We start from the raw sequence: 6,196 nt of genomic DNA, 5'->3' as shown, positions 1-6,196 counted from the left end.
GGTTAGGCGGCGGCTAGGTGTACGCCGTCGCGGCCCTGGCGTTTGACGGCGTAGAGGGCCTGGTCGGCGCGGCGGAGGGTGCGGTCGGGAGACTCGCCGGGGCGGGGCAGCGCGACGCCCACGCTGATCGTGCGGCCGGTGCGCCGAGCCGCCTCGGTCAGCCGCTCGGCGATCCGGACCGCCTCCTCCGGGCGGCTCACCTCGATCACCGCCACGAACTCGTCGCCGCCGATCCGGTACAACTCGTCGCCGTGCCGCAGCGCCCCCTCCAACGCCCGGGCCAGCCCCACGAGCACCCGGTCGCCGGCCTGGTGGCCGTACGTGTCGTTGACGGTCTTGAATCCGTCCACGTCGATCGCGAGCAGGGCCGTACGGCCCGGGGTGGCCGCCGCGATCCGCCTCCCGAACGGGCCGGTGTGCCCCAGCCCGGTCAGCGGATCGGAGCTGGCCTGCTCCCGCAGCCGGGCCAGCGTGCGCAGCCGGTCCAGGCTGGTCCAGGCCTGCCCGGCGAGCAGCTCCATCAGGCTGACCGTGGTCGGGTCGGGGCGCAGCAACCGCTCGTCGGCGACCAGCAGCACTCCGCCCGCGTCCACCGGCCCGACGGGAACGGCGACAAGCGTGCGCACCCCGGCCCGGGTCAACGGCCGGTAGTCCTCGGTCGGCGGCTGATCCGCCTCGCCCAGCGTGTACCCGGCGCCGTACCGGTGCGCCCGATCGACCATCCGACCCAGCGTGGTCGGGCCCGCCTCGGTCAGCTCGGCCCGGATGCGGGTCTCCAGCTCGCCCGGGACCAGCGGCGACGGCCCCAGCAGGGCGCCCTCCGGGCCGGCGATCAGCAGCACCGCGGTGGAGAGGGTGGAGACCTCCCGAGCGGCGCAACTCGCCACGCCCATCAGATCCCACTCGGTCGGCGCGGAGGAGAGCGCGGCGGCGTGCCGGAGCAGCTTCTCGCTGCGGCTCTCCGCCGGAGGGCCGCCGAGCGCGACGATCCGCGCGCCGAGCTGGGCGGCCAGCCGCTGCGCGGTCTCCCGCCACGGCGCCAGGTCGACCGGCCCGCTCCACTGCAGGTCGAGCACGCCGATCGCCCGGCCGGACCGATCCAGCACCGGCACGCACAGCTCCGCGGTCACGTCCGGGCGTATCGGCAGGTAGTCCGGGTCGGCGGTGACATCCGGGACGACGGCCGCGGCGCCGGTCGCGTACACCCGGCCGACGATCCCGGTCCCCGGCGGAACGGTGGCGAAGACCTGCCACGCGCCGGTCGCCGCGACGCAGCGCAGCCGGTCGTGGACCTGGAGCAGCACGGAGATGGTCGCCGGGGTGTGGCGGGACAGCGCGGTGACCGTCCACCGGCAGGCCTCTTGCGCGCTCGACGCCATCGGCAGGCGGACGGTGACGTCACGGATGACTCGCTGATGATCCACTCGCACGTCGTTCCAGGTAGGGGAGGGGCCCGGCCGGCGCCAAGCCGCACGATCAAGCGTACCCACGGCCGCCCGAGGGCCGACCGGGCTTCGTACACATGTGCCATCCACAGGCTGTGGACACAGCCTGTGGGCGGCGCGGGTCCCCGGACGGCGCCGGCCGGCGATAGCGTGGAGCTTCCGGCACCGAGGAGGCGAGCCCATGCTCATCGCCCAGCTCAGTGACCCCCACCTGACCACCGGCGTGCTCGCCGCCGAGCCGGCCGCCGGGCTGCACCGCGCGCTCGGCCGGGTGCTGGCGCTGCGACCCCGACCGGACTGCGTGGTGATCACCGGCGACCTGGTCGACCACGGGCGACCCGACGAGTACGCCGCGCTACGCGAGCTGATCGGCCGGTTTCCGCTGCCGGTGCACCTGGTCGCCGGCAATCACGACGACCGGGAGTCGCTGCTCGACGCCTTCGGTGGCACGCCCTGGCTCGGCGGCGGGTTCTCCGCCTACTACCACGTCGACCACGAGGCGGCGACCGTCGTGGTGCTCGATTCGCTCGTTCCCGGCAGCGACGGCGGCCAGCTCGGCGAGGAGCAGCTCGGCTGGCTCGACGGCGTGCTGGCCGGGCGACCCGACGTGCCCGCGATGGTCTGCCTGCACCACCCGCCGGTCGCGGTCGGCATCCCGGCGGCCGACGCCATCCGGCTCGCCGACGGCGACGCGCTGGCCGAGGTGATCGGCCGGCACCGGCACGTCGTGCGGGTCGCCGCCGGGCACCTGCACCGCCCGGTCACCACGGGGTACGCCGGCACCGTGCTCACCGTGGCGCCCAGCACCTGGCGGCAGAGCACGCTCACCCTGAGCGCCGACGAGCTGATCGGCTGGGTCGCCGAGCCGACCGTCTTCCTGCTGCACGCGGTCGAGCCGGGCGGCTGCGTGACGCACACGGTGCAGGTGAGTCACTCCGCCGGCCAGACGTGCGGTTTCTGAGGACGGGCGTCGTGGTGGACACCGCGGAGCGGCTGGTCTGGTACGTCGCGTACGGCTCGAACATGCACGCCGCCCGGCTGGCGTGGTACATCGGCGGTGGCTGCCCGCCGGGTGGGCGGCGGACCTACCCGGGCTGTCGGGACCGCCGTCCACCGAGCCGGTCGGTGCCGGTGTCGCTGCCCGGCGGGATCTACTTCGCCGGCGAGTCCGGCGCCTGGACCGGCGGGATGGCGTTCTACGACCCGCAGCTGTCGGGCGAGGCCGCGGCCCGCGCCTACCTGGTCACCCTGGAGCAGTTCACGGACATCGCGGCGCAGGAGATGTACCGCCGACCGGGTGACACCGCCGACCTGATCGCGACGACCGGCGCGGCCATCGACACCGCCGTCGCCGACGGGCGGGCCACGCTGGGCCCGGGACGGTACGAGACACTGGTCTGCCCGGGCAGCCGCAGCGGCGCCCCGATGCTCACCTTCACCGCCCCGGAGGGGGCGTCGGGTGTGCGGTGCCGGGCACCCGCGCCGACCTACCTCGGCATGATCGCCCGGGGTCTGCGCGAGTCGCACGGCTGGCCCGCCGAGCGGATCGCCGGCTATCTGACCGCCCGGCCCGGCGTGGCGGGCGCATGGCCGCCCGAGGCCGTCGCGGCCCTGGTCGCCGAGGCGCTGCTCGACGCCTGACCGGCCGGCCCGCTGTCCTCCTGTGCTGGCGGTTCGGCCGGCCCGCCAGGTTCTTTGCTGCCGGCCCGCCAGGCCCTTTCGCCGGTCGGGCTGTGCCGTCAGCCCAGCAGGAACTCCCGCAGCGCGGGGGCCAAGGTCGCCGGCGGCACGTCGTGGTAACCACCGTCGAGGCTGATGGCCCGGCCGCCCGGGATCGCCTCGGCCGCGGCCCGGCTACCGTCCCGCAGCCACTGTGGACTACCGGTGCTGTCCACCGCGAGGGTCGGCGCGGTGATCGCCGCCAGCCGGTCGGGCAGTCGTCCTCCGGCGGTGACGATCGAGTCGTACACCAGGGTGTGCGCGATGGCGGTCAGCGCGCCCCACATCGGCTGCGTCTTCATTCCGGCGATCGCCTCGGCCGGCAACCCCACCGAGGCGGTGAGGAAGGCCGCCACCGCGCCGTCCCGGTCGCCGGCGGCGATCAGCTCGATGAGCTGTGCGGTGATGTCCTTCCGGATGCCCACGTGCGAGCCAACCTGAAACGGCGGCTCGAACAGGACCAACCCGGTCACCGGCAGGCCCTGGGCGGTGGCGAGGGCGGCCAGGATCGCCCCCGAGGAGATGCCGTACACAGCGGCGGAACCACCCGCCGTCGCGATCAGGGCCGCCAGGTCGTCGATCTCGCGGCCGATCTCGTACGGTGCGGTGTCGCCGCTGTGGCCCCGACCCCGGCGGTCGTAGCCGAGGACGGTGAAATCCGCCGCCAGCGCGGCACCCAGGTCACGGGTCGCGTTGCGATCGCTGAACGCGCCGCCGACCAGGATGACCGCCGGCCCGGCACCGGACCGCTCGAACGCGATGGGTGTGCCGTCCGCCGATCGCACCTGCTCCACCACCGGTGTCGTTCCGCTCACGATGCCGCCTTCGTCCGCGCTGACCGTCCCGTCCTTTCTAGACCCGTGGTCGGACATTGTCTGGCGGACCGCGACAACCGACCATCGATCCCGTTCCGGGCGTACCCGCAGCTCTGATGTGCTGCCCGGGTCGACCGGCGGGCGTCCGGATGAGAGGCTGTCCGAGCAGGCGGCGAACCAACCGCCGGCATCCGCGATCGACCCTTCCGACGGCGTCGGTCGGCGGCCCGGTCGACCCACAGCCGGGCACCGCACGCGCCGATTCTCACGAGGAGTTCCATGTCCATCCCCGGGATGCGTCGGGCCGCCGTCGGCCTGACCGCACTCGCGCTGGCCGCCTTCGGCGCGGTCGCCACCAACCCCGAACAGGCCGACGCGCGACCGAAGCCGGTCGACGTCACCCTGCTGGCCCTCAACGACTTCCACGGCAACCTCGAACCGCCCAGCGGGTCCAGCGGCACCATCGCCGGGCAGGCCGCGGGCGGCGTCGAATACCTCGCGACGCACCTGGCCGAGCTGCGTGCCGCCGCCAAGAAGAAGAACACCATCACGGTCGCCGCCGGTGACCTGATCGGCGCGTCGCCGCTGCTCTCCGCGGCGTTCCACGACGAGCCGACCATCGAGGCGCTGAGCATGGCCGGGCTGGACTACGCCAGCGTCGGCAACCACGAGTTCGACGAGGGCGCCGCCGAGCTGCTGCGGATCCAGAACGGCGGCTGCCACCCGGTGGACGGCTGCGCCGACGGCACCCCGTACAAGGGCGCCGGCTTCCAGTACCTGTCCGCGAACGCCTTCAAGACCGCCACCGGCAAGCCGTTGATGGCGCCGTACGCGATCCACAAGGTGCAGGGCGTCAAGGTCGGCTTCATCGGGATGACGCTGGAGGGCACCCCGGAGATCGTCAGCCAGCAGGGCGTCGCGGGTCTCACCTTCGCCGACGAGGCGGTCACCGCCAACCGGTACGCGCGCGAGCTGCGCCGCAAGGACGTGGAGACGATCGTCGTCCTGCTGCACGAGGGCGGCACCCAGGCCGCGACCGGCGGCATCAACGACTGCGTCGGCATGACCGGCCCCATCGTGGACATCGCCAACCGGATGGACCCGTCGATCGACGTGGTGGTCAGCGGGCACACCCACCAGGCGTACAACTGCGACATCAACGGCAAGCTGGTCACCAGCGCCAGCTCGTTCGGTCGCCTGGTCACCGACATCGACCTCAAGATCGACCGTCGGAGCGGGGACGTGCTCTCCGCCGCGGCGAACAACGTCGTGGTCAGCCGGGACGTCGCCAAGGACCCGAAGCAGACCGCTCTGATCGACCGGTACAAGACGGTGCTCGGCCCGGTCGCCGACCGCCAGGTCGGCGAGACCACCCAGGCGATCACCCGCGCCCAGGAGACCCTCTTCGGTACGACCATGGGCGAGTCCCCGCTGGGCAACGTGATCGCCGACGCGCAGCTCGCCGCCACCGACGACGAGCAGGGCGCGGTCGCCGCGTTCATGAACCCGGGCGGCGTCCGGGCCGACCTCGACGCCGGCCCGGTCACCTACGAGGAGGCGTTCACGGTCCAGCCGTTCGCCAACAACCTGGTGACCCTCGACCTGACCGGCGCGCAGCTCTACTGCGTACTGGAGCAGCAGTTCGTCACCGGCCGCACGCTGTACCCGTCCGCGACGGTCGGCTACGTGGTCGACCCGAACGGCACCACCGGCACCGCCGCCGACCCGTGCGTCGGCACCCGCGTCGTCCGGGGCAGCCTCACCTTCGGCGGCACCGCGGTTGACACGGCCGCCACCTACCGGGTGACGGTGAACAACTTCCTGGCCGGCGGCGGCGACGGGTTCAGCGCCCTCACCGGCGGCACGAACCTGGTCACCGGGCAGATCGATCTGGACGCGTTCGTGGCGTACCTGACCGCGCAGTCGCCGGTCTCCGCTCCGACGCTGGATCGGATCCGCACCACCGCCGAGGTCCCCGCCGCCTGACGGACGGCCCCGTGACGACCGGGCCCCGGAGCACCCGCTCCGGGGCCCGACCCGTCCCGGCACACGTCGCGTCACCGCTGCGTGCCGCCCCCGGGCCCGCTCCTCGCGGAGCGCTCCTCGCAGGGCGACCGCCCCATGATCACGCTCGATCCTGGATGTAGTGGCCTCTGCGCGTGTCGATGCCACTACATCCAGGATCGAGCGTGATCATGGGGCGGTCGCCCTGCGAGG

Annotated in this window: 5 protein-coding genes; 3 read left to right on the top strand and 2 right to left on the bottom strand. The window is 73.6% G+C overall.

Annotation, left to right across the window (positions count from 1 at the left end):
* Positions 1–2: 2 nt before the first annotated feature.
* Positions 3–1,424: a diguanylate cyclase gene (locus EAD89_RS29700; RefSeq protein WP_121655939.1), complete on the bottom strand. Its 1,422-nt coding sequence runs from the start codon at positions 1,422–1,424 to the stop codon at positions 3–5.
* A gap of 202 nt (positions 1,425–1,626) precedes the next feature.
* Here EAD89_RS29700 and EAD89_RS29695 point away from each other — a divergent pair, with 202 nt between their 5' ends.
* A complete protein-coding gene (locus EAD89_RS29695) occupies positions 1,627–2,406 on the top strand; it encodes a phosphodiesterase (RefSeq protein WP_121677989.1) in 780 nt (259 codons plus the stop codon).
* An 11-nt stretch (positions 2,407–2,417) separates the two neighbouring features.
* Positions 2,418–3,086 carry a histone deacetylase gene (locus EAD89_RS29690; RefSeq protein ID WP_233579234.1) on the top strand — a complete coding sequence of 223 codons (669 nt, stop codon included), beginning with the start codon at positions 2,418–2,420 and terminating at the stop codon, positions 3,084–3,086.
* A 98-nt stretch (positions 3,087–3,184) separates the two neighbouring features.
* Here EAD89_RS29690 and EAD89_RS29685 read toward each other — a convergent pair whose 3' ends face one another.
* Entirely contained in the window at positions 3,185–3,979 is a 795-nt protein-coding gene (locus tag EAD89_RS29685) for an alpha/beta fold hydrolase (RefSeq protein ID WP_199733686.1), read from the bottom strand.
* 279 nt (positions 3,980–4,258) lie between these two features.
* Here EAD89_RS29685 and EAD89_RS29680 point away from each other — a divergent pair, with 279 nt between their 5' ends.
* Positions 4,259–5,965, top strand: a complete 1,707-nt coding sequence (locus EAD89_RS29680; protein ID WP_121677987.1) for a bifunctional UDP-sugar hydrolase/5'-nucleotidase — start codon at positions 4,259–4,261, stop codon at positions 5,963–5,965.
* Positions 5,966–6,196: the final 231 nt, after the last annotated feature.

Origin of the sequence: Micromonospora sp. BL4 (genome assembly GCF_003667505.1) — a bacterium.
In the GTDB taxonomy this organism is placed as follows: domain Bacteria; phylum Actinomycetota; class Actinomycetes; order Mycobacteriales; family Micromonosporaceae; genus Micromonospora.
The sequence above is the reverse complement of the archived record's forward strand: the minus strand, read 5'-3'. Positions and strand labels throughout refer to the sequence as shown.

Excerpts from the sequence above, each read along its gene's own strand:
- EAD89_RS29695 (WP_121677989.1), top strand. The coding sequence starts at position 1,627 with ATGCTCATCGCCCAGCTCAGTGACCCCCACCTGACCACCGGCGTGCTC.
- EAD89_RS29680 (WP_121677987.1), top strand. The coding sequence starts at position 4,259 with ATGTCCATCCCCGGGATGCGTCGGGCCGCCGTCGGCCTGACCGCACTC.